At 71.2% G+C, this 18799-nt stretch carries 22 protein-coding genes; 13 read left to right on the top strand and 9 right to left on the bottom strand.

The annotated features are described in order from the left end of the window. Window positions 1-51: 51 nt before the first annotated feature. Window positions 52-1440 (top strand): FAD-binding oxidoreductase, encoded by a 1389-nt coding sequence (locus ACGH48_RS14140; protein WP_396289030.1) that lies wholly within the window; start codon window positions 52-54, stop codon window positions 1438-1440. 127 nt (window positions 1441-1567) lie between these two features. Continuing rightward, complete coding sequence (gene ald / locus ACGH48_RS14135) at window positions 1568-2668, top strand: alanine dehydrogenase (protein ID WP_396289029.1); 1101 nt, start codon at window positions 1568-1570, stop codon at window positions 2666-2668. A 149-nt stretch (window positions 2669-2817) separates the two neighbouring features. Here the strand turns inward: ald and ACGH48_RS14130 are convergent, their stop codons facing one another. Next, window positions 2818-3618, bottom strand: a complete 801-nt coding sequence (locus ACGH48_RS14130; RefSeq protein ID WP_396289027.1) for a tryptophan-rich sensory protein — start codon at window positions 3616-3618, stop codon at window positions 2818-2820. 136 nt (window positions 3619-3754) lie between these two features. On the opposite strand from ACGH48_RS14130, the gene ACGH48_RS14125 reads away from it, so the two are divergent. The 6 genes from ACGH48_RS14125 to ACGH48_RS14100 all read left to right on the top strand — a co-directional run bounded on the left by ACGH48_RS14125 (window position 3755) and on the right by ACGH48_RS14100 (window position 8878). Continuing rightward, a complete protein-coding gene (locus ACGH48_RS14125; protein ID WP_260233135.1) occupies window positions 3755-4738 on the top strand; it encodes a magnesium and cobalt transport protein CorA in 984 nt (327 codons plus the stop codon). Between the two features lie 60 nt (window positions 4739-4798). Then, entirely contained in the window at window positions 4799-6082 is a 1284-nt protein-coding gene (locus ACGH48_RS14120; protein WP_396289025.1) for a chloride channel protein, read from the top strand. Window positions 6083-6136: 54 nt separating this feature from the next. Further along, entirely contained in the window at window positions 6137-6391 is a 255-nt protein-coding gene (locus tag ACGH48_RS14115; protein ID WP_311316890.1) for an antitoxin, read from the top strand. A gap of 135 nt (window positions 6392-6526) precedes the next feature. Beyond that, a complete protein-coding gene (locus ACGH48_RS14110) occupies window positions 6527-7819 on the top strand; it encodes an aminotransferase class V-fold PLP-dependent enzyme (protein WP_123313969.1) in 1293 nt (430 codons plus the stop codon). Next, a complete protein-coding gene (gene sufU, locus ACGH48_RS14105; RefSeq protein ID WP_071405057.1) occupies window positions 7816-8265 on the top strand; it encodes a Fe-S cluster assembly sulfur transfer protein SufU in 450 nt (149 codons plus the stop codon). Before ACGH48_RS14110 ends, sufU begins: the two co-directional genes overlap by 4 nt. A gap of 136 nt (window positions 8266-8401) precedes the next feature. Further along, window positions 8402-8878 carry a GNAT family N-acetyltransferase gene (locus tag ACGH48_RS14100; protein WP_396289024.1) on the top strand — a complete coding sequence of 159 codons (477 nt, stop codon included), beginning with the start codon at window positions 8402-8404 and terminating at the stop codon, window positions 8876-8878. Here the strand turns inward: ACGH48_RS14100 and ACGH48_RS14095 are convergent. Then, window positions 8865-9917 (bottom strand): zinc-binding alcohol dehydrogenase family protein, encoded by a 1053-nt coding sequence (locus ACGH48_RS14095; protein ID WP_396289023.1) that lies wholly within the window; start codon window positions 9915-9917, stop codon window positions 8865-8867. The two genes, ACGH48_RS14100 and ACGH48_RS14095, sit on opposite strands and share 14 nt — an antisense overlap. A gap of 95 nt (window positions 9918-10012) precedes the next feature. Here ACGH48_RS14095 and ACGH48_RS14090 point away from each other — a divergent pair, with 95 nt between their 5' ends. Next, the gene (locus ACGH48_RS14090; RefSeq protein ID WP_396289022.1) at window positions 10013-10588 is read left to right on the top strand and encodes a TetR family transcriptional regulator; all 576 of its coding nucleotides are present in this window, start codon (window positions 10013-10015) and stop codon (window positions 10586-10588) included. On the opposite strand, the gene ACGH48_RS14085 is transcribed toward ACGH48_RS14090, so the two are convergent. The 5 genes from ACGH48_RS14085 to ACGH48_RS14065 all read right to left on the bottom strand — a co-directional run bounded on the left by ACGH48_RS14085 (window position 10542) and on the right by ACGH48_RS14065 (window position 13088). Beyond that, window positions 10542-10997 carry a GNAT family N-acetyltransferase gene (locus tag ACGH48_RS14085; protein ID WP_123313964.1) on the bottom strand — a complete coding sequence of 152 codons (456 nt, stop codon included), beginning with the start codon at window positions 10995-10997 and terminating at the stop codon, window positions 10542-10544. The genes ACGH48_RS14090 and ACGH48_RS14085 overlap by 47 nt on opposite strands. 23 nt (window positions 10998-11020) lie before the next feature. Continuing rightward, on the bottom strand, window positions 11021-11596 hold the full coding sequence (locus ACGH48_RS14080) for an HdeD family acid-resistance protein (protein ID WP_396289021.1): 576 nt from the start codon (window positions 11594-11596) through the stop codon (window positions 11021-11023). A gap of 53 nt (window positions 11597-11649) precedes the next feature. Next, entirely contained in the window at window positions 11650-11892 is a 243-nt protein-coding gene (locus tag ACGH48_RS14075; RefSeq protein ID WP_221180576.1) for a hypothetical protein, read from the bottom strand. A 4-nt stretch (window positions 11893-11896) separates the two neighbouring features. Beyond that, entirely contained in the window at window positions 11897-12502 is a 606-nt protein-coding gene (locus ACGH48_RS14070) for a hypothetical protein (RefSeq protein WP_396289020.1), read from the bottom strand. A 115-nt stretch (window positions 12503-12617) separates the two neighbouring features. Beyond that, a complete protein-coding gene (locus ACGH48_RS14065; RefSeq protein ID WP_396289019.1) occupies window positions 12618-13088 on the bottom strand; it encodes a MarR family winged helix-turn-helix transcriptional regulator in 471 nt (156 codons plus the stop codon). Between the two features lie 62 nt (window positions 13089-13150). Here ACGH48_RS14065 and ACGH48_RS14060 point away from each other — a divergent pair, with 62 nt between their 5' ends. The 3 genes from ACGH48_RS14060 (at window position 13151) to ACGH48_RS14050 (ending at window position 15554) form a co-directional block, all read left to right on the top strand. Continuing rightward, the gene (locus ACGH48_RS14060) at window positions 13151-13519 is read left to right on the top strand and encodes a VOC family protein (protein WP_396289018.1); all 369 of its coding nucleotides are present in this window, start codon (window positions 13151-13153) and stop codon (window positions 13517-13519) included. A gap of 123 nt (window positions 13520-13642) precedes the next feature. Next, complete coding sequence (locus tag ACGH48_RS14055; protein WP_396289016.1) at window positions 13643-15046, top strand: LLM class flavin-dependent oxidoreductase; 1404 nt, start codon at window positions 13643-13645, stop codon at window positions 15044-15046. Between the two features lie 4 nt (window positions 15047-15050). After that, window positions 15051-15554 carry a GNAT family N-acetyltransferase gene (locus ACGH48_RS14050; RefSeq protein WP_396289015.1) on the top strand — a complete coding sequence of 168 codons (504 nt, stop codon included), beginning with the start codon at window positions 15051-15053 and terminating at the stop codon, window positions 15552-15554. 3 nt (window positions 15555-15557) lie between these two features. On the opposite strand, the gene ACGH48_RS14045 is transcribed toward ACGH48_RS14050, so the two are convergent. Together ACGH48_RS14045 and ACGH48_RS14040 are read right to left on the bottom strand one after the other, a co-directional pair. Beyond that, a complete protein-coding gene (locus tag ACGH48_RS14045) occupies window positions 15558-16145 on the bottom strand; it encodes a VOC family protein (RefSeq protein ID WP_396289014.1) in 588 nt (195 codons plus the stop codon). 116 nt (window positions 16146-16261) lie between these two features. After that, window positions 16262-17017 (bottom strand): SGNH/GDSL hydrolase family protein, encoded by a 756-nt coding sequence (locus ACGH48_RS14040; protein WP_396289013.1) that lies wholly within the window; start codon window positions 17015-17017, stop codon window positions 16262-16264. Between the two features lie 173 nt (window positions 17018-17190). On the opposite strand from ACGH48_RS14040, the gene ACGH48_RS14035 reads away from it, so the two are divergent. Further along, window positions 17191-18750, top strand: a complete 1560-nt coding sequence (locus ACGH48_RS14035) for an NCS1 family nucleobase:cation symporter-1 (protein ID WP_396289012.1) — start codon at window positions 17191-17193, stop codon at window positions 18748-18750. Window positions 18751-18799 lie beyond the last annotated feature (49 nt).

Raw genomic sequence — 18799 nt, 5'->3', positions numbered from 1 at the left:
GCCGTGGGCGCCGAGCCGGGGGAGTCGAGCCCGCGGCGGTAGCGTGACGACATGGACACCGTCGTCACCGCGCTCTGCGCCGCCCTGCACGACCCGGACGGCGCCGTCGTCCGGACCGACCCGGGCGTGCTCGACGCCGCGCGGACCGACAAGTCCGGCTGGATCGCACCGGGCGGGCCGGCCGCCGTCGTCGAGGCCCGGACAGTCGAGCACGTGCAGGCGACGCTCCGCACCTGCTCGGCGCTGGGCGTGCCCGTCGTCCCGCGCGGCGCCGGCACCGGATTGGCCGGGGGCGCGAACGGCACCGAGGGCACGGTGGTGCTCAGCGTCGCGCGGATGGACCGCATCGTCGAGGTGTCGGTGGAGGACGAGCTCGCCGTCGTCGAACCCGGGGTGCTCAACGGAGCGCTGAACGCCGCTGTCGTCGAGCACGGGCTGCGCTTCGCGCCGGACCCGGCGAGTGCGGCGATCGCGAGCATCGGCGGCAACATCGCCACGAACGCCGGGGGCCTGCGGTGCGTCAAGTACGGCGTCACGCGCGAGGCCGTGCTCGGGCTCGACGTCGTGCTCGCCGACGGTCGGCTCGTGTCGACCGGCCACCGGACCGTGAAGGGGGTCACCGGTCTCGACCTGACGGCGTTGCTCGTCGGGTCCGAGGGCACGCTCGGTGTCATCGTCGGCGCGACCGTCCGACTCGTGCCGGTCCCGGCGGGGGAGCCGGCGACGCTCGGGGCCGTCTACCCGACGGTGCAGCAGGCCGCGGCAGCGGCGGCTGCCGTCGTGGCGGGACCGGAGCGGCCGTCGACGGTCGAGTTGCTGGACGCGCTTGCCCTCGAGGGGATCGCGGCGTACCTGGGGCCGGAGGTGTTGTCCGAGACGGTGGGGAGCGGTTCGGCGGGCGGGGTCTTCCTGCTCGTGGAGTTCGACGGCGCGGGCGCGACCGAGGCGGCGCTGGGAGCCGCGCCGCGCCTCCAGGCCGAGGGCGGGACCGTGCACCTGGCCGGGTCGGCGGCGGAACGCGAGCGCCTGCTCACCATCCGCCGGTCGTTCCACGCCGCGATGGAGTCGCGCGGCCGGGTCCTGATCGAGGACGTCGCCGTGCCGCGCAGCCGGCTCGCCGAGATGTTCGCGCGCGTCGAGGCCATCGGCCGCGAACACGGGGTCTCGATCCCCACCGTGGCGCACGCCGGCGACGGCAACCTGCACCCGAACTTCGTCTTCGACGGCGACGAGGTGCCTGCCCACGTCTGGGACGCCGCCGACGCGGTGTTCCGTGCGGCGATCGAGCTGGGTGGGACCCTGACCGGCGAGCACGGGGTGGGGGTACTGAAGCGTCGGTGGATCGGTGACGAGCTCGGCGACGACGTGCTCGACCTGCAGCGAGGGCTCCGGCGGGTGTTCGACCCGGCGGGCATCCTGAACCCGGGGAAGGTCTTCTGAGCACGACGACCCGAATTCCATCGCACGGATTCGCAGCGGATGATCCGGATGTTCGGCCGTAACCTCGGCGCAACGAATCCGGCGCTGAATGGTGGGGACGAGAGCACCACCCACGAAGGAGTCTGCGATGCGCATCGGCGTCCCCACCGAGATCAAGAACAACGAGTACCGCGTGGCGGCCACCCCGGCCGGCGTCGCCGAGCTGGCGCTGCACGGCCACCAGGTCCTGGTGCAGGCGGGTGCCGGCACCGGATCGGCGTTCCCCGACGACGAGTACCGGGCCGCCGGCGCCGAGATCGTCGACACCGCGGACGAGGTCTGGGCGCGCGCGGACCTGATCCTCAAGGTGAAGGAGCCGGTGGCGTCCGAGTACCCGCTCATCCGGCCGGGTCAGGTGCTCTTCACCTACCTGCACCTGGCGGCCGACCGCCCCCTGACCGATGCGCTCATCGGCTCCGGAGCCACCGCGATCGCCTACGAGACCGTGCAGCTGCCGGACCGCTCCCTGCCGCTGCTGTCGCCGATGTCCGAGGTCGCCGGACGGCTGTCCGCCCAGGTCGGCGCCTACCACCTGATGCGCACGAACGGCGGCCGCGGACTGCTGCTCGGTGGGGTGCCCGGCACGCCGAAGGGTCGCGTCGTCGTGATCGGCGGCGGTGTCGCGGGTGAGCACGCCGCGACGATGGCGCTCGGCATGGGGGCCGACGTCACCGTGTTCGACATCAGCCTGCCCCGACTGCGCGCACTCGACGCCCGGTTCGACGGCCGCATCACCACCCTGCGGTCCTCCGCGCACGCCATCGCCTCGGAGCTCCGGGACGCGGACCTGGTGATCGGCTCCGTGCTCATCCCCGGGGCGTCCGCGCCGAAGCTCGTCACCGACGCCATGGTCGCGGACATGCGGCCGGGATCGGTGCTCGTCGACATCGCGATCGACCAGGGCGGCTGCTTCGAGGGCTCCCACCCGACCACCCACGACGATCCCACCTTCGCGGTGCACGACACCGTGTACTACTGCGTGGCGAACATGCCCGGTGCCGTGCCGCGCACCTCGACGATCTCGCTGACGAACGCGACGCTGCCGTACGCCGTGGCGATCGCCGACCGCGGGTGGGAGGCCGCGCTGGCCGCCGACCCGTCGCTCGCCCTCGGCCTGAACGTGCACGCCGGCCAGGTCACGAACGAGGCTGTGGCGGCTGCGCACGGGTTGGTGGCGTCCGCGCGGTAGGGCCCGGGCGCCGGGCGCCGGCCCCGGAACGCGAAAGCGACAGTCTGCCGCGGAACATCCGCGGCAGACTGTCGCTTTCGCGGCACTGACCGGCTCGGCGCCGCGAGAAGTGTCGCTTTGCCGGGGAAGACCGCGGCGAACAGGCCCGCTCAGGCCGAGACTCGGGCCAGCCCGCGCGCGCCGGACCAGCCCGCACGCGCTCGCACCACCACCGTCACCACCACGACCGCAGCGGCGGCGACCACCGCGGCGACGGCGGTCGGCGTCGACACCAGCGGGCCGTCGAGCCGCGCGACCGCGACCCACGCCAGCCCCCAGGCCAGTGAGAGCATCGGCGCCAGGCGGCCCCGGCCCCACACCGCCAGCAGCAGCCCGACGAGCCCGGCCACCGCGGCGACCAGCACGCCCCAGACGTCCTGCCCGAGGTCGAAGCCCCGGAAGCCCGTTGCCGTCAGCACCGCAGCTGTGTTCGCCGCCGTCGCGACGCACACCCAGCCGAGGTAGAGCCCGAACGTGCCGTCGGTGACGATCGCCTCGACGATCCCCGAGGGCTTCGTCCGCCGCAGGATCGTGAAGGTCCAGACCAGCACCGCGAGCAGGGCGACGATGATCGGCTCGCTCGCCCACAGGAACCCGAACTGCACCGACAGGATCCACGCCGCGTTGAGCAGCAGCGACAGGATCGCCGGCACTGCCAGTGTCGCGTGCCGGGCGTCGTCCGACGTGCGGAAGAGCTGCCGGATCGCGTAGGCGATGAGGCCGACGTAGACGACGCTCCAGATCGAGAACGCGGGGCCGTCCGGCGCGATCGCCGTCGACGAGGCGGACAGCGCCCCACCGGCGGCGTCCTGGATCGGTGTCCCACCGGCCGCGCCGGACCCGACGAAGGCCCCGACCACCGCGACGACGGCGCTCACGGCGACCGCGATGCGCTTCCAGATCTTCTTCATGACCGTCCCTTTCGTCAGCATGCTGATGAACTGCACCGTAGGCGCGCGGTCGGGCTGGGCGCGCAGCGTGCGTTCAGCCAGCGGGGGACGGGCGCGGCCGTCCGCCTCTCCCGCGCCACCTGCGTACGGTGGTCGCGTGAGCGTCGAGATGAACACCGTGTACGTCGACCGGATCGCCCCGATGGCGAGTCCGTCGCTGGACGACACCTTCCGCATGCTCGACGAGCAGGGCGCGAGCGCGTGCATCGTGCTGTACCAACCGGACGCGCAGGAGCTCGGTGACGTCGCGGTGGCCCTCGGCCTGCACGAGCTCGCGGTCGAGGACTCCGCCGAGGGACACCAGCGACCGAAGCTCGAGCGGTACGGTTCGACGCTCTTCGTGGTGCTCAAGCCCGCGCTGTACAACGACGGGCAGGAAGAGGTGGCGTTCGGCGAGGTGCACGCGTTCGTCGGCGAGGACTTCTTCCTCGTCGTGGTGAAGGCCGACCCCCGTGGCAGGTCGACCGTGCCGCGTGCGCTGCAGCGGATGAGCGGCAAGCCCGGACTGGTGACGGTCGGACCGCAGGCGCAGCTCTGGGCGCTGATGGACACGATCGTCGACGGCTACGTGCCCGTGATCGACGGGCTGGAGGAGGACATCAACCAGATCGAGGACCAGCTGTTCGCCGGCGAGGCCGGGGTCTCCCGCCGCGTCTACGAGCTGTTCGGCGAGGTCGTCGACTTCCAGCGCGCCGCCCGCCCGCTCATCCACATCATCGAGAACCTGCACCGCGGTGCCGAGAAGTACCACCTGCCGATCGAGATGCAGCGCCGGTTCCGCGACGTCCTCGACCACGCCATCCGCACGGTGGAACGGCTGGACACGTTCCGGCAGCTGCTGCAGAACGCACTGACGGTCGACTCCACCCTGGCCGCGCAGAAGCAGAACGACGACACGAAGCGGATCTCCGGCTGGGCGGCGATCCTGTTCGCCCCGACCCTCATCGCGGCGATCTACGGCATGAACTTCACCCACATGCCGGAGCTGACGTGGACGTGGGGGTACCCGCTGTCGATCGTCGGGATGATCCTGTTCGCCGCGATCCTGTGGGTGGTGTTCAAGGTCAAGCGCTGGTTCTGACGGCAGGCAGGACGACCGGGAGGCCCGGTGCCGGTGATCGGAGCCGCTAGGGTTTTCGACATGCCGCGCTCCGGACACGCGACCCCCGTCTGGGTGCTCAAGCTCGCCGTCGTCACCGCCCTGGTGGGCGTCTCCGGGGGCATCGCCGGCATCGCCGTGTGGCTCGCCCTGCAGCTCATCCAGTTCGTGGCCTTCGGCTACGGTTTCGGCGGGCACCTCGAGGCGGCGGACGCGCCCTCGGCGCTGAACCGGTTCCTCGCGCTCGTGGCCGCCGGTGTCCTGACGGGCTTCGCCTGGTGGGCGCTCCGGCGCTGGGGCCGCCCGATCGTGTCGGTCACCGCCGCGGTCGACGGCAAGCGGATGCCCGCGCTCGCGACCCTGGCGAACGCCGGCGTCCAGATCCTGGCGGTCGGTCTCGGCGCCTCGATCGGCAAGGAGGTCGCCCCGCGCGAGGTCGGCGCCTGGCTCTCCCAGCTCGTCACCCGCCGTGCGGGGCTGACCCCGCGCGAGACGAAGATCCTGGTCGCCTGCGGAGCGGCGGCGGGTCTCGCGGCGGTCTACGACGTCCCGCTCGGTGGGGCGCTGTTCGCCGTCGAGGTCCTGCTCGGCGAGATCAGCTTCGCCACGGCCCTGCCCGCGTTCGCCACGAGTGCCGTCGCCGCGTTCGTCGCCCGGCTCGTGATCCCGGACGAGGTGCTCTACCACGTGCCGGCCATGCACATGTCGCCGTCGCTGCTCGTCTGGGCGATCGTCGTCGGGCCGGTCCTCGGCCTGGCCGGCGTCGGGTTCGTGAAGCTCACCAACCGGCTGCAGCGCATCGCCCCCAAGGGGTGGCACCTGCTCGTCGTGCTGCCGGTGGTGTTCGCGATGGTCGGGCTCATCGCCGTGCCGTTCCCCGAGATCCTCGGCAACGGGCGGGCACTGGGCCTCGTCGCGATGAACGCCTCGCTGGACGACGGCACCGTCGCCGGACTGGCTCCGATCGTGCTGCTCCTGCTGCTCGGCATCGTCCGCACCATCACCACCTCGGCCACCATCGGTGCCGGCGCGGTCGGTGGCACCCTGACGCCCTCGATCGCGATCGGGTCGGCGATCGGCGGCGGTCTGGGCGGCGCATGGCTCCTGCTCTGGCCGGCCGACGGTCCGGGCCTGGCAGCGTTCGCGTTCGTCGGCGCCGCGGCGTTCCTGGCGACCACGATGCGGGCCCCGTTCACCGCGCTCGTCCTGGTGGTCGAGTTCACGCAGGAGGGCACCGACATCCTCATCCCCTCACTCCTCGCGGTGTCCGGGGCGGTCGCGGTCGGCTACGTCCTGGCACGGCGACGCAGCGCGCAGATGGTCTGAACACTCCGTCACGTTCCGGCACGGACGGCGGCTCCGCGGCCTACCATCTGCGGCATGACGGAGCGACGGGCTCCGCACCGAGCTGAGGAGCAGGTCATGGCGGGGTTCGACGACATCACGAAGAAGGCCCAGGACTTCCTGAAGGACGGCAAGGTCCAGGACGCCCTGAAGAGCGAGAAGGCCGAGGACATCAGCGACAAGGTCCTCGGTGGCGTCGCCGACGCGGTCAAGAAGGCCACCGGCGGCAAGTACGACGACAAGATCGACGGCGCCCGCGACGCTGCGGACGAGAAGATCGGCAACGAGTAGCCCGTACGGTGCGACGGCCCAGGACCCGGCGTGGTCCTGGGCCGTTCCCGTGCCGACTGGACGCCGTCGGGAACAACGGCCACCATTGACGGGTTGCTCCGGACAGCAACACCAGGAGGACGAGACGTGACAGTCGTGGCGCCGAACCAGCCGCTCACCGAGGCCGAGGTCGAGACGATCAAGTCCGACTTCCCGATCCTCGCGCAGGACGTGAACGGGCAACCGCTGGCGTACCTGGACTCCGGGGCGACGGCCGAACGGCCGACCCAGGTCCTCGACGCCGAACGCCGGTTCCTCGAGCACGACAACGCCGCCGTCCACCGCGGGGCGCACACGCTCGCGGCGCTGAGCACCGACGCCTACGAGGACGCCCGCGCCACCGTCGCCGACTTCATCGGCGCTGCCGGGCCGAGCGAGGTCGTGTGGACCGCGAACGCCACCGACGCCCTCAACCTGGTCGCGTACGGCATCGCGAACGCCAGCCGGGGCCGCGGCGGAGTCGACGCCGCTCGCTTCCGCATCGGGCCCGGTGACGAGATCCTGGTGACCGAGGCCGAGCACCACGCGAACCTGGTGCCGTGGCAGGAGCTCGCCGCCCTGACCGGTGCGACGCTCCGCTGGGTCCCGGTCGCCGACGACGGCACCTGGACCGCGGAGGACGCCGCCGCCCTGATCACCGACCGCACGAAGGTCGTCGCGTTCGCCCACGTCTCGAACGTCACCGGCATGGTCGCCCCGGTCGAGCAGATCGTCGGTCTCGCCCACGCCCGCGGGGCCCTGGTCGTCCTCGACGCCTGCCAGTCCGCACCGCACCGGCCGCTCGACGTGCAACAGCTCGGCGTCGACTTCGCCGCGTTCTCCGGCCACAAGATGCTCGGTCCGAACGGCATCGGCGTGCTCTGGGGTCGCAGCGAACTGCTGAACGCACTGCCGCCGTTCCGCACCGGCGGTTCCATGATCACCACCGTGACCATGCAGGCGTCGGAGTTCATGCCGGCACCCGAGCGGTTCGAGGCCGGCACGCAGCCCGTGTCGCAGGCCGTCGCCCTGGCCGAGGCGGTCCGCTACCTGCAGGGCATCGGCATGGAGCGGGTCCGCGCGCACGAGGAGCACCTCGCCCGCCGCATGCTCGACGGTCTTGCCGCCGTACCGGGCATCCGCGTGGTCGGTCCGCCGGTCGGCGTCCCGCGATCGGGCCTGGTGTCGTTCGACGTCGACGGGGTGCACGCCCACGACGTGTCGCAGTACCTCGACGCGCAGGGCATCGCCGTCCGCTCGGGGCACCACTGCGCGCAGCCGCTGCACCGCCGCCTCGGCCTGGTCGCCACCAGCCGTGCAAGCACGTACGTGTACACGACCGAGCACGACGTCGACCGGTTCCTCGCAGCCGTCGCCGAGATCCGCGACTACTTCGGAGCGACCGCGTGAACGCCCTCGACAGCCTGTACCAGCAGGTCATCCTCGACCACGCCAAGGCGCGGCACGGCGACGGTGCGATGCCGGACGCGGACGCTTCGCACTTCGAGCGGAACCCCACGTGCGGCGACGAGATCACGGTCAGCCTGCGACTCGAGCCCGGCACCGACCGCATCGCCGGGCTCGCCTGGCAGGGTGACGGGTGCTCGATCTCGATGGCCTCGGCATCGGTCCTCACCGACATGGCCGTCGGCCGCACGGTGCCCGAGTTCCTCGCACTGACCGAGGAGTTCCGCACCATGATGCGTTCCCGCGGCGTCGGTGAGCCCGACGAGGACGTCCTCGAGGACCTCGTCGCCTTCCACGGCGTCTCCAAGTTCGTCATGCGCGTCAAGTGCGGCATGCTCGCCTGGGTCGCGGCGGAAGCCGCCGCGCGCGAGGCGACCGCGTCCCGCTGAGCCGGGTGCGGCTCGCGACCGCGACCACCGGCCGACCGGGAGGCCCGGTGCGGGCCCGCCCCGCGCCTCCCGTCCGCAGCTGGTCGCCGCCCGGGCCCGGGACGGCTTGCACGGTGTGCCGACTGAAGGGGGTGCGGTGATCTTCGAGACGGAGCGACCCGGCGGAGGCCGGGCCGACGCGATCGTGCGGGCCTACCTGACCGAGGTCGCGTCGCGGTGGTACGGGCGGGCGGCGACGTCGGCCGAGGTCGACCGCGCGATGCTCGACGAGCCGTTCGACGACCTGCAGGGGGACTCCGGGCTGTTCGTCGTCGCCGTCGACGGGGGAGCGGCGATCGCCTGTGCCGGCGTGCGCTTCGTGCGCGACGTCGGCGAACTGACGAAGGTCTTCACGCTGCCGGAGCACCGCGGCCGAGGCATCGGTTCGGCGCTGTTGCGTCACGTCGAGGGCCGCTGCCGGGCACGGGGGATCACGTCGTTGCGCCTGGACACCCGCGCCGAGCTCGCCGAGGCCTGTGCACTCTACGAACGGCTTGGGTTCGTCCGGGTCGCCCCGTTCAACGCGGACCCGTACTCGGACCGCTGGTACGCGAAGCCGCTCACGGGAGCGTGACGACGAGCTTCCGGGCGGAGACACCGGCGCGGAGTTCCGCGAGGGCCTCCGGGATCGCGGTGAGTCCGGATCCGACGACGGATGCGGTCGGCGTTGCCTGGTACCGACCGGTGCGGAGTGCCTCGGGCAGGAAGCCGCGGTAGATCGCGGGGCCGACCTCCGATTCGGTCGGGCGGCCGCCCCAGATCGCGGTGATGTGGACGCCGTGTCGACGCTCGAGCCGCGCACGGATCGTCGTCACCGGCGTCGGGTACGCCGATGCGAGTCGGCCGGACCCGGTGGCTGCCCGGACGATCGGGAGCGTACGGGTCAGCGAGCCCTGGCCGAAGGCGAGGGTACCGGCGAGCTCGCGGTCGGCGAGTGCGTCGAGGACGCGGCGTGCGGCACCGTCGTCGCGGTAGTCGAACACGGCCTCGGCACCGAGGGACTGCACGAACCCGTGGTTCTTCGGCGACGCGGTGCCGATCACGGCGTACCCGGCGGCTCGGGCGAGCTGGACGGCGTTGGCGCCGACACTCGTCGACGCGCCCCACACCAGGACGACCCCCGGGCGCTCGGACGTGTCGACCGTCGGGAGTGACAGCGCGAGCTGGTCCGGTTCGAAGAGCCCGGCCGCTGCGGTCGAGACGGCGAGCGGCAGGACCGCTGCCTGCTCGACGGGCAGGTCGTCCGGCACCGGGGTCGTCACACGTTCGAGCAGCAGGACCTGGTGCTGGAAGGCTCCTTCGGCGGAGCTGTTCCGGTGCTGCTCCTGCCCCGCTGCGTGCCCGACGACCCGGTCGCCCACGCGGAAACGCTCGACGCCGGCGCCGGTCGCGACGACGGTGCCGGCGACGTCCGATCCGAGCACCGCCGGGAACCGGAGCTTCGGGAACACCAGGTGTCGGAAGAGTCCCCCGACGGCGTCGACCGGGTTCACGGCGACGGCTTCAGCCCGGACCACGAGTTCGCCGGGGCCGGGCTGGGGGACCGGCGCGGGGCCGACGGTGAACCGCCCGGTCGACGTGGTCCAGAGTGCTGCGTTGTCCGTTGACGACATGGTGTCCGGATCCCTTGCTCGAAGTGGGTCATGACACGACGTGTCATCGACCATTCAATCATGACACGGCGTGTCATCACTACTACTGTTGACCCATGCGTTGGTCTCCGGATGCCCGAGGGCGACTCGAGCGAGCGGCCTTCGAGCTCTTCGCCGAGCAGGGCTACTCGGCGACGACCGTGCCGCAGATCACCGCACGTGCGGGGCTCACCACCCGGACCTTCTTCCGGTACTTCGCCGACAAGCGCGAGGTGATCTTCGCCGGCGACGAGATCCCCGACCTCGCCCGAGCCGCCATCGAAGCCGCACCGGCAGGGATCGACCCGCTCGACATCGTCGTGCACGGTCTCCGCCAGGTCGCCGACGGGCGGTTCGAGGGGCATCACGACCAGGTCGGTGCGGTGCGGCGGCTGGTGCTGTCCGAGCCCTCACTGCGGGAGCGCGACGCCCGGAAGCGCGCTGACCTCACCGATGCGGTCCGTGCGGCGTTCGTCGCCCGGGGCCTCGACCGGCCCGAGTCCGCTGTGATCGCGGAGACGACCGTGATGCTCTTCCACCTGGCACTCGAAGCGTGGCTCACGGGCCCCGCCGAGCGCCGGATGGCCGACGTGGTCGACGAGCAGCTCAGGATGCTCCGTACCGTGCTCGGTCCGGGCCGCGCAGGGTCATGAAGACGTCGACGTCGTCCTCGGTGTCGACGACGAACCCGTGCCGCTCGTAGAGCCGTCGCGCGGCGCTGCCCTGCAGGACGTTCAGTCGCGTCGCACCCGGGTGGGCTTCGGACAGGATGCTCCGGAGCACGGTCGATCCGACGCCACGCCCCTGTACCTCGGGCGCGAGGTAGAAGTGCTCGACCCAGCGGGTGTGGTCGTCGATCCGTGTGGCGATCGAGCCGACATCGCGGCCGTCGACCACGACGACACGGGTGTGCTCGGGCGCGAAGGCATCCCGCATCCGTTGCCGGACCCGGACCGCGTCGAAGCGGCCGAGACGCTCCAGGTCGACGCGGAGGACCTGCGCACGCAGTTCCACGAGCCACTCGATGTCCTCGGAGATGCTGTCCCGCAGTGCGACGTCCACCCGTCGAGCCTACGAGTCAGCGGTCAGGCTGCTCGACCGGCGGGCGGCCCGGAACGGTCAGCGCGTCCGAGGGTGATCCCGAGGGTGATCTGCACGATGCCGAACAGGATCAGGAAGCCCGCGATCGCGACGACGGCGAGCGCTGCTCCGATGGACGGCAGGTTGATCACGAGCACGCCGATGACGATGCTGAGCACCGCGGCACCGATGGTCAGCGCACGGTTCGTCGGTGTCGGGGCGTAGAGCAGTGTGATGCCCTCGAGCAGCCATGCGAAGCCGATCACGAACGCGATCCACCGCACCCCGACCGGCGGGGCGACCAGCGCGACGATGCCGCCGGCCAGGATCAGTGCACCGAGGACGACCAGGCCGATGCGGCGGCCGGTGCCGATCCCGCGGGCGAACGCACGGACGATCATGGACAGTCCGGACACCAGCAGGTAGACGCCGAACACCCATGCGACCGCGAACAGTGTCGCGTGTGGGAGCACGAGCGACGCGACGCCGACGAGGACCGCCACGATGCCGACGATCAGCAGCGCGGTCCGCAGTCGTCGGTCCCCGCCGACGTCGGTGCCGACGTCGTCCTGCAGCGCCATGAGTGTCCGCCCTTCCCTGAGAGGATCTGGTCCTGCGCGCTTCTGCGTCAGGGCTACTCCTCGGAACCGCCCGTGTCCGGTGCCGATGCGGACGCATCGGTCCGCGCGGGATCGATGCGGCTCGGCGGACGCGCCGGCCACGTGACGAGCAGCAGCACCGCGAGCGGACCGAACAGCAGCGTGAGGACGAACCAGGTCCACGCCGATCGGTTCCGGGTCCGGGCGAATCCGCCGGCGAGCATCGCGACGCTGAGCCAGAGGCTCGACAGGGACAGGCCGGTGAAGTCCTCGTGCACGCTGTCACCCGCCGACGACGCTGAAGGAACCGCGGGACGTCCAGAAGGTCGCGTCGTACTGGACGGTCACGTACGCAGCGAGCGCCTTGAACGTCGCCGACCTCGAGAACTGGTGCGAACGCGTGTTCAGGATCCCCGACGACACGTCCCTCGAGTACACCACGCCGAACCCACCGGACCCGACGAGCCCGTAGGCGCGGATGTGCTCGGCGGCGCGGAGCTTCCGGACCTGTGAGTTCCCGGTCGCGGTGTAGCCGGTGCGCCAGCTGTTCGTGATGCCGTTGCCGATGACGGATCCGTGGCACCCCTGTGCGCGTCCTCGGCCGTTCACGCCGCCGGTCCGCACGGTGTTGAAGCAGTTCGCTGCGGCGCCGCGGGTCCCGGGCGCTGCGACCGGGGCGCCGATCGACTTGATGAACCGCTCGTCCTCAGGGGAGAGCTCGTCGCCCACCTCGTAGCGCTCCGAGATCTCCTGCAGTCGGGCGTCGTTCGGTGGAAGCGCCGGGTCGGTCGCGGCGTGCGCGGGAGCGGCGATGCCCGCCGAGAGGAACGCCGTGGTGGCGGCCGCGGCGAGCCCGAAGCGCAGGACGGAATGAAGTGCAGTCGTCATGATCTCTCCTCTGTTGGATGACGACGACAGCCTGCGTTGTATACATATATGTCAATAACCGACACGCTGGGATACTGAGGTTGCGTACAACATGTTCAGTCCGGGGTTCGAATGGTCAGGAGGTGGTACGAAGTGCACGCACCATGCTGCGCAACGCCCCCCGCGCCGCCGCCTGCTCCTCGTCGGACAGCCCGCCGAGCATGCGGACCTCGACACCGCGGACGGCTGCACTCGCCTGCTCGAGGCTCGTGCGGCCGCTCGCCGTCAGTCGTGTCGGGAGCGCCTTGCCGACCGGCGCCTCGGTGGCCCGCGTCACGAAGCCGTCCCGTTCCAGTGCCTGCAGCAGCACGTTCATCGACTGCCGTGTGACGAACGCGCCGCGCGCGAGCTCGGAGTTCGACAGTCCGGGCCGCTGCGCCAGGAGTTCGAGGCACGAGTAGTGCGTCATGGTCATGCCGAGCGGGCGCAGCACCCCCTCCATCGCGGCGCGGAGCGCGCTCGCGGCCTCCTTCAGCAGGTACCCGAGGGACGTCTCGAGGTCGATGACGTCGCTGGCGTCGCTGTCGTCGCTGCCGTCTTGACTCATGTCAGTAGTCTGACATAGGTTGAGCCGTGTCAGAAGACTGACACAACAAGAAGGAGCACCACATGCCCGTCACCGGCCCCGACTTCATCTCCCTGCAGACCCGCGACCTGGCGGCGTCGCAGGCGTTCTACGAGCAGTACCTCGGTCTCGTCCGCTCGCAGGCCGGCCCGCCGCACGCCGTCGTCTTCGAGACGACGCCCATCGCCTTCGCGCTGCGGGACATCGTCCCCAGCACCGACCTCGACGCGGTCGCGCAACCGGGCATCGGGGCGGCGATCTGGCTCCACGCCACCGACGCGCAGGCCATCCACGACGCACTCGCGGCCGACGGTCACACGATCGTCTCGGCGCCGATCGACGGCCCCTTCGGCCGCACGTTCACGTTCGCCGACCCGGACGGCTACCAGGTCACGCTGCACGACCGCGCCTGAGTCGCGGCCGGCGCACCGCCGCACAACACCAGCGCGTCGACAGCCGGCCGTCGACAGCTGCGGGCCGTCACGCTTCGTCACGATGCATGACGGAAGCAGGAGCCGCACGTAGCGTCGCCAGGCGTGACCAGCAGCAGCGAGCCCCGGCAGATCCGCTTCAACGCGTTCGACATGAACTGCGTCGCGCACCAGTCCTCCGGACTGTGGCGGCACCCGCGTGACCGATCGCGGGGCTACCGCGACCTGACCTACTGGACCGAACTCGCGAAGACGCTCGAGGGCGGCGCGTTCGACGGCATCTTCATCGCCGACGTCCTGGGGACGTACGACGTCTACGGCGACTCGAACGAGGCCGCGCTCCGCACCGGGTCGCAGGTGCCCGTGAACGACCCGATCCTGCTGGTGTCGGCGATGGCCTCGGTGACCGAGCACCTGGGCTTCGGCATCACGGCGGGGACGGCGTACGAGCACCCGTACCCGTTCGCCCGGCGCATCTCCACCCTCGACCACCTGACCAAGGGGCGGGTCGGTTGGAACGTCGTCACCGGCTACCTGCCGAGTGCCGCGCGCAACATGGGCCAGACCGACCAGCTGTCGCACGACGACCGGTACGACGTGGCCGACGAGTACCTCGAGGTCCTCTACAAGCTGTGGGAGGGCTCGTGGGAGGACGACGCGGTCGTCGCCGACCGCGAGTCCGGCGTCTTCACCGACCCGGCGAAGGTGCACCCGATCGAGCACCACGGCACGCACTTCGACGTGCCGGGCATCCACCTGTCCGAGCCGTCGGTGCAGCGGTCGCCCGTCATCTACCAGGCGGGCGCGTCGCCGCGCGGCATCCGCTTCGCAGCGGAGAACGCCGAGGCGGTCTTCGTGGGCGCCCCGACCGTCGAGCAGCTCGCGTCGACCGTCGCGAAGGTCCGTGACGCCCTGGAGGCAGCTGGTCGCGACCGGTACGCCGCCCGCGTCTACACACTGCTCACCGTGATCACCGACGCCACCGACGAGCTGGCACAGGAGAAGTACGAGGACTACCTGTCGTACGCGTCGGAGCTCGGCGCGCTGGTGCTCAACTCCGGCTGGATGGGCGTCGACCTGTCGCAGTGGGACCTCGACGAGCCCCTCGGCGACGTCGAGTCGAACGCGATCCAGTCGGCGGCGGCGAACATCGCGGCGGCGACGGGTGAGGACGGCAGTTCGTGGACGATCCGCGACCTCGCCCGGCACACGGCGATCGGTGGACTCGGTCCGGTCGCGGTCGGCGGGGGAGCGACCATCGCCGACCGGCTGCAGGAGATCCAGGAGCTGACCGACGTCGACGGGTTCAACCTGGCGTACGCGGTGACGCCGGGCACGTGGGAGGACGTCATCGAGTTCGTCATCCCGGAACTCCGGGCCCGCGGCGCGTACCCGACCGGCTACGAGCCCGGGTCGCTGCGGCACAAGCTGCACGGCCGCGGGGACCGGCTGCCCGACGAGCACCGTGGGGCGTCGTTCAGGATCGGCAGCAGCGCGGTCGTAGGCTGATCGGGTGATCGAACCGTCCGTGTCCGTGCGTCCAGCGGCCCCGGACGAGGTGTCGGCCTGCGTCGATCTGTGGGTGGCCGCGGTCGCGGCGCGGGACGGCGTACCGGAGTCCGGTGCCGTGCGAGCCCGCGCGGCGTCGAAGTTCGCCGTGCCGCGGGTCGCCCTCGTCGTCGCTGCGGGAGCGGCCGGCACGATCGACGGGTTCGCGCTCGTGACGGCTCCGGGGACCGGCCGGTCGACCGACCCGTCCGACGCCGCGTACCTGTCCCTGCTCGCCGTCCGTCCGGACGTGCAGGCGCGGGGTGTCGGCCGCGCGCTCCTGGCTGCGTCGGTCGACGCGGCGACGGCTGCGGGACACCCCGCGGTGGTGCTGCACGCGCTCGCCGGCAACGAGCGGGCGTTGCGGCTCTACGAAGCCGGCGGGTTCCGGGCGGACGGGGTCGAGTTCCCGCACGCCCTCACCGGCAAGCCGACGCGGACGTACATCGCGACGGGCTCGGTGCGCTGACCCTCAGACGCGCCACTTGCGTCGCGGGGCGTGATCCTCGTACGACTGCCTGCTCGGGTAGGTGATCAGCTCGATCGTCGACCCCCACGGGGTCCCGACGTAGACGAACCGGTTGCCGTACCCACCCTCGTTGCCGCCCAGGTCCCGTGGGTCGGCGTAGCGCTGACCCCCGGCGGTCTCGAGGTGCGACAGCGCGTGGTCGATGTCGTCGACGTAGAACGCGACGTGCTGCCAGCCGATGTCGCTCGCCCGGGCAGCCGGGCGTTGATCGGGGCCGTGGTACTCGAAGAGCTCGAGGCCCGGGCCGTTGGGCAGCGCGAGCATCCGCAGCGCACCCTGGGCCATCGTCTTCGGGATGCCGAGCCGGCGCTGCACGTCCGGTTCGCCGCGGAGCGGTTCGCTCCGGAGGAACCGGTCGTAGAGCGGGACCGCGTCGAGTCCGAGGACGAAGAAGTCGGTCGCCTGGTCGATGTCGGGCACGGTGAGGCCGATGTGGTCGATGCCGTGCGCGGTGCTGGGGGTGCCCGTCGGGGTGCTGACGGTCGGGGTGCCTGTCGCGGTGGTGCCGGATGGGCGTGGCGCAGTGGTCATGGTGCCGTCTCCCCTGAGTTCGGCTCGGACGTGATCCATCCGAGTAGAACCGGTGCGCCGGGTGACGACAAGCGGACCGCGGCGAGCGTGCGGAGAACCGCCGTGATCCTGCGTGATCAGCCGACCGCGGTCCACTCCGGATAGGTTGCCGACCGCCCGTCGCCCGACGACCGCCGGGTGACGCGGCGCTGCACCCAGGGCAGGACGTGCTCGCGGTAGTAGCGGAGTTCCTCGGCGAGCCGGGCCCGGCCGGTCGGCTCCGACACCGGCTCGGCGGGCAGGGGGCCGTCCCCGATCGCGTGCAGGGCGAGGTCGGCGACGCGCTGGTGGCCGGTGTCGTTCATGTGCAGTCGGTCCTCGGACCAGAACTCCGCGCGGCGCAGGTGGGGATCGCGGGACACGTCGACGAAGGGCAGGTCGTACCGGCGGGCGAGGTCGGCGAGGGCATCGGCCCAGGCGTCGCCGCGCGCGTTGATGAGGTGTCCCAGGGGGAGCCGGGCGCTCGGGTCGGCCGGGCTGAGCAGCGCCAGGTGGACGCCGCGGTCCAGGATCGTCCTGACCGCTTCCTCGAGCGGGGCGACGAGGGCACGGGCGTCGAACCGCGGCCGCAGCAGGTCGTTGCCGCCGGCGCAGAAGGTGACGAGCGTCGGCGCGGGGTCGAGCGCCAGCGCGGCGTCGAGCTGGTCGTCGAGGACCCCGGCGAGCAGGCGCCCGCGGACGGCGAGGTTGGCGTACCGGACGTCGGCGTCGTGCGCTCGGGCCATGCCGCTCGCGAGTCGGCCGGTCCAGCCGGGGAACGGTACGACACCGGCGTCGCCGAGGCCCTCCGAGAAGCTGTCGCCGATCGCGACGTAGCGGATGGTGTCAGGCATGCGGCCATCATCATGCACACACCTGTGCACGTTCTCGTTCGGAACGAGCGTTTCAGGACCGCGTCCACGACACACGACCGTTACACGAGGGAAACGGCGGGCGCGAAGAGGCTCCCTAGCTTCTGTGGTGGAGGCGATCACCGCCTCCGCACCCCACTCCCTCGGAGGACGCCATGGCTACCGATCTCGCGACACCCGTCGCAGCGCCCCACGCCCCCACCACGACCGCCGCACCCGCAGGTGCCGGCGTCGTCAAGCCCGGGTACGACCCGGCGCTCACGAACGAGGACCTCGCCCCGCTGCGCAAGCAGAGCTGGACGAGCTACAACTTCTTCGCGTTCTGGATGTCCGACGTGCACTCGGTCGGCGGCTACGTCACCGCCGGCTCGCTCTTCGCGCTGGGCATCGCGAGCTGGCAGGTGCTCATCGCCCTGGTGGTCGGCATCCTGATCGTCCAGGTCTTTGCCAACCTCGTCGCCAAGCCCTCCCAGCGCACCGGGGTGCCGTACCCGGTGATCAACCGAGCGGTGTTCGGGGTGCTCGGCGCGAACGTCCCGGCGATCATCCGGGGTCTCATCGCGATGGCCTGGTACGGCGTGCAGACGTTCCTGGCCGCGCAGTCGCTCAACATCATCTTCCTGAAGTTCATCCCCGCCTCGGCCGGGCTGCTCGAGCACTCGTTCCTGGGGCTGTCGGCGCTCGGCTGGATCTCGTACGCGATCCTGTGGGTCGCGCAGGGCGCCCTGTTCTGGATGGGCATGGAGGCCATCAAGAAGTTCATCGACTGGGCGGGCCCGGCGGTGTACGTCGTGATGATCGCGCTGGCGATCTACCTCGTCAGCCAGGCCGGCATCGGCAACATCTCGTTGACGTTGTCGGTGGGGGAGCCGCTGTCCTTCGGGGCGTCGATCCCGGTCATGCTGTCCGCGGTCGCCCTGGTGGTCAGCTACTTCTCCGGCCCGATGCTCAACTTCGGTGACTTCTCGCGCTACGGCAGGTCGTTCCGGTCGGTCAAGCGCGGCAACTTCTGGGGCCTGCCGATCAACTTCCTGTTCTTCTCGGTGCTCACCGTGCTGTGCGCGAGTGCGACGGTGCCGGTGTTCGGCAAGCTCATCACCGACCCGATCGAGACGGTGCAGGCGATAGGCGCCCCGTTCGCGATCCTGCTCGGCGGTCTGACCTTCGTCACCGCGACGGTCGGGATCAACATCGTCGCGAACTTCATCAGCCCCGCGTTCGACTTCTCGAACGTCGCGCCGCGCAAGATCTCGTGGCGAGCCGGTGGCATGATCGCGGCGGTCGGCTCCGTGCTGCTCACCCCGTGGAACTGGTACGGCAACGACCAGGCGATCCTGTACACGCTCGGCGTGCTCGGTGCCCTGATCGGACCGCTGTTCGGCATCCTGATCGCCGGGTACTACATCGTCGGGAAGCAGCGGATCGCCGTCGACGACATGTACACGAAGGACACCTCGGCCCGGTACTGGTACCGCGGCGGCTTCAACCCCAACGCCATCGGCACCCTCGTCGTCACCGGTGTGGTCTCGGTCGCCAGCGCGGTCCTGCCGCCGGCCCTCGGGATCCTGCCCGGGCTGAACAACTACAGCTGGTTCATCGGCTGCGGCCTGGGACTCGTGGTCTTCTGGGCCCTCGAGCGGGTCCGGCCGAGCATGCCGGAACTCGCTGCGGACGACCCGACGGTCGACGACGGCGCCGCCGTCGGACGAGCCTGAGACGCCCCAGCGACAGCGACCCACCAGCGACACCCGCACCACCGGAAGG

Origin of the sequence: Curtobacterium pomorum (genome assembly GCF_044497295.1) — a bacterium.
GTDB lineage: Bacteria > Actinomycetota > Actinomycetes > Actinomycetales > Microbacteriaceae > Curtobacterium.
The sequence above is the reverse complement of the archived record's forward strand: the minus strand, read 5'-3'. Positions and strand labels throughout refer to the sequence as shown.

What these genes read in the sequence shown, in the direction of transcription:
- ACGH48_RS14140 (WP_396289030.1), top strand. Translation starts at nt 52, where the DNA reads ATGGACACCGTCGTCACCGCGCTCTGCGCCGCCCTGCACGACCCGGAC.
- ald (WP_396289029.1), top strand. Translation starts at nt 1,568, where the DNA reads ATGCGCATCGGCGTCCCCACCGAGATCAAGAACAACGAGTACCGCGTG.
- ACGH48_RS14130 (WP_396289027.1), bottom strand. Translation starts at nt 3,618, where the DNA reads ATGAAGAAGATCTGGAAGCGCATCGCGGTCGCCGTGAGCGCCGTCGTC.
- ACGH48_RS14120 (WP_396289025.1), top strand. Translation starts at nt 4,799, where the DNA reads ATGCCGCGCTCCGGACACGCGACCCCCGTCTGGGTGCTCAAGCTCGCC.
- ACGH48_RS14115 (WP_311316890.1), top strand. Translation starts at nt 6,137, where the DNA reads ATGACGGAGCGACGGGCTCCGCACCGAGCTGAGGAGCAGGTCATGGCG.
- ACGH48_RS14095 (WP_396289023.1), bottom strand. Translation starts at nt 9,917, where the DNA reads ATGTCGTCAACGGACAACGCAGCACTCTGGACCACGTCGACCGGGCGG.
- ACGH48_RS14090 (WP_396289022.1), top strand. Translation starts at nt 10,013, where the DNA reads ATGCGTTGGTCTCCGGATGCCCGAGGGCGACTCGAGCGAGCGGCCTTC.
- ACGH48_RS14080 (WP_396289021.1), bottom strand. Translation starts at nt 11,596, where the DNA reads ATGGCGCTGCAGGACGACGTCGGCACCGACGTCGGCGGGGACCGACGA.
- ACGH48_RS14070 (WP_396289020.1), bottom strand. Translation starts at nt 12,502, where the DNA reads ATGACGACTGCACTTCATTCCGTCCTGCGCTTCGGGCTCGCCGCGGCC.
- ACGH48_RS14065 (WP_396289019.1), bottom strand. Translation starts at nt 13,088, where the DNA reads ATGAGTCAAGACGGCAGCGACGACAGCGACGCCAGCGACGTCATCGAC.
- ACGH48_RS14060 (WP_396289018.1), top strand. Translation starts at nt 13,151, where the DNA reads ATGCCCGTCACCGGCCCCGACTTCATCTCCCTGCAGACCCGCGACCTG.
- ACGH48_RS14045 (WP_396289014.1), bottom strand. Translation starts at nt 16,145, where the DNA reads ATGACCACTGCGCCACGCCCATCCGGCACCACCGCGACAGGCACCCCG.
- ACGH48_RS14040 (WP_396289013.1), bottom strand. Translation starts at nt 17,017, where the DNA reads ATGCCTGACACCATCCGCTACGTCGCGATCGGCGACAGCTTCTCGGAG.
- ACGH48_RS14035 (WP_396289012.1), top strand. Translation starts at nt 17,191, where the DNA reads ATGGCTACCGATCTCGCGACACCCGTCGCAGCGCCCCACGCCCCCACC.